Here is a 2730-nt window from a genome sequence, read left to right on the forward strand (position 1 = left end):
CCACATCAGAGCATACTGTTTGTGTTGGATTAAATTTTGATTTAAATCGAATTCCTTTTAGGGTTGATACAGTAGGGCTTCAACAGGGTAGGTTTCCTTTAGTACAAAGATTGTTTGAGTATATAGAAGATGAAGAGGTTGGAGAGAATATTAGAGATTTCTTGCTTCAACATCTTCCTGGTGAAATACCAAGAAATGCAGAGAATTATAACAGAATATTTGATTGTATAACTGGTTTTACTTTTGGGAGTAGTGCTTTTGCTAGAGAGTATTTAGAGCTGGAAGAAGGAGAAGATCGAGTACGTGTAAGAAAGTATATATTTAGATACGGTGATGGAGATTTAAGAAGACATGCTTTAACTATGGTCTTTTATGCTCAGGGTTATAATATAGTTACACTTCATATTAGAGCTTGCGATGCGCAACAGCAAGAGGCTATCGATTTACAAGCTCTTAATGTTAATAGAAATAATGTTCATGTATGGGAAATTTCATGCACACTTAATGACCAATTTGAGCTAGATATTGATCAACCAAATGACCTTGGTTTATATCACGATTACCAAAATAATAATGCAAATAATTTTCTTGATGGTGATCTTATACAAGTGCCTAATGTTGAAAATGTACATGGTATTTCAGAAAGAGTTATGGATGATGGCTGGCAAGATGTAGGGCAGCATGGAGAGCTGTTTCAAGAGATCTCTGGAATATTGATGCCACTTAGGGACGCAATAAATGTTAATAGTGAGGATAAGTTTCGTTCTATACTACATGGTACATTTTATGCTAGTGATAATCCTTATAAAGTGCTTGCTACGTATAAAGTTGGTCAAACATATAGTTTGAAAAGGGGTCAGGAAGAAGAAGGAGAAAGGGCAATACTCACAAGAATTACAGAATTACAGATTAGACCTTTTATTATTAAGACAATCTACGGAGAATGCTCCAGATACTCATCCGATTGTATATGTATTAGGATTTGCTGATAATGCAGAAGAAGTAGCACAAAAGGAGAATAATGCAAAAGATCGAATAAAAGAACTTATGAACAAGCAAAGAGGATATTTGCTTATTACTTCTGGAAATGAGGTGGTTTTATTTCCTCTTATATTTAATGCAGGTGCAGGGAGATTAGAAGGTCTTATATCTATTCCAGAAGGAATAGGAAGAGAAGAGTATGTACATAGACTTGATCGTGGTGGTCGTGACTCAAGACCAGGAGTATTAGTGGGACCTGAAAGTGTTATTGATGAAAATCCGCCAGAGGGTCTATTATCAGATCAGACTCGTGAAAATTTAATAAATTATATTCGAGAAAATCCCGGACGGAACCGGATTTTACCGTTTGATCTAGGTGATAATCGATGTGTTAGTATTATTACCTTCGAAGGTAGTATACAACAACTCCTAGAAATACTAAGGTCAAGAATAAGGGGAGGTGATAATTCCATTCCTACAGCACAAGAGATAAGAAGACAAATAAGAGATATTCTTAGAAATCAAGGGATAGAAGTAAATGATCTACTTACACTAGAATTTGCGACGAGAAATGGACATTATGATTATTGGCTTCAACAAATTGATATAGCTCACGCTGGAAGATTGCGATATCAGCTTCGTACTGAAGGTAATCACACTTTTGAAGTAGCTAATTTGGCAAGGAATGACGGTAACGAGCATATTGTTAGAGTATTAAATCAATTTAGGGAAAATGAAAAACAACAGCGTTTAACTTTAATCATTACTTTAAATAATACTCTTTGGGTTACACTAGTGATTGAACGTCAAAATGGGAACTATGTTGGGTACTATGCTGATTCAACTGCTACTGCTGTTCCAGGTGGTATTACTGATATCATTCAAAATAACTTAGGAAATAATATCAGCATTAATAATGTTTCTGTTAGTCAGCAAACAGATGGTTGGAATTGTGGTTTATGGGCATTAGAAAATGCTAGTGATATTAATCAAGTTCTAAACGAAAATCCTGTTGGGCAAGTGCAGAATATCATAAATATAATACGCGATTTTCTTGGAAGAGACCACCCAAACAGAGATAGAAATTACTTTCAGAACATAAGAGTGGGCATTTCGCAATTATTCAGGAATGATCCGGGATTTCAAGATGTGCAATTGCAAGCATACATTCAAAATAGAGAACAAATTGATCCATTACTACGTACTTATCTAGAATTAGGATATCACAGAGTAGGAGGAGGGTATGGATTAGTAGAAGCACCTATATCGCTTGGTGTTAGTGATTCCAGTAATTTTGGTGACCTGCTACAGTCGAGTTTAAAAGGTCCTGAAGCTAGTCGTGTTTCTGACCTTAGCAAAGGTAAAGGCGGTAAGTAGAGGTAATCGGTAGATGAAAGGAGTGTAACAAAAACCTTATGCATCAAGTAAAGATTGTGAGCAAGTTTAAAGAAGTTAAGGTGGGTAACCTGTTTTTTTCTACTTGCAGCAATGTTTCAAAAAGTATATGTGTCGAGTTGGGTAAAGTTGAAGGAGGTTCTTAAATGAGCAACTATTAATTTGGTAGTGTATAACATTAATAAATTTAAATGATGCAACCATTTCTAGCAAACAAAAATCAGCTAGCGTGAGAAGATTTTTCTTGGAATCGCGTGGTCCACCATGTGTACCATACGAACTTTTTCATATAGTGATTTTGCTATACGCTAAAACTAGCCATATTAGGGCATTTCATCCATATCTACATACGAA

1 protein-coding gene and 1 pseudogene are annotated in these 2730 nt (G+C 35.4%); both read left to right on the plus strand.

The window, feature by feature from the left end; genetic code table 11:
• A pseudogene (locus WGMM_RS06770) lies at nt 1-989 on the plus strand (cytoplasmic incompatibility factor CifB); the annotation flags it as partial.
• Nucleotides 990-1047: 58 nt separating this feature from the next.
• Nucleotides 1048-2358, plus strand: coding sequence for a hypothetical protein (locus WGMM_RS06775; RefSeq protein ID WP_051599637.1), 1311 nt, complete (start codon nt 1048-1050; stop codon nt 2356-2358).
• The last annotated feature ends 372 nt before the right edge of the window (nt 2359-2730 follow it).

This window comes from Wolbachia endosymbiont of Glossina morsitans morsitans, from assembly GCF_000689175.1.
Lineage (GTDB): Bacteria > Pseudomonadota > Alphaproteobacteria > Rickettsiales > Anaplasmataceae > Wolbachia > Wolbachia pipientis.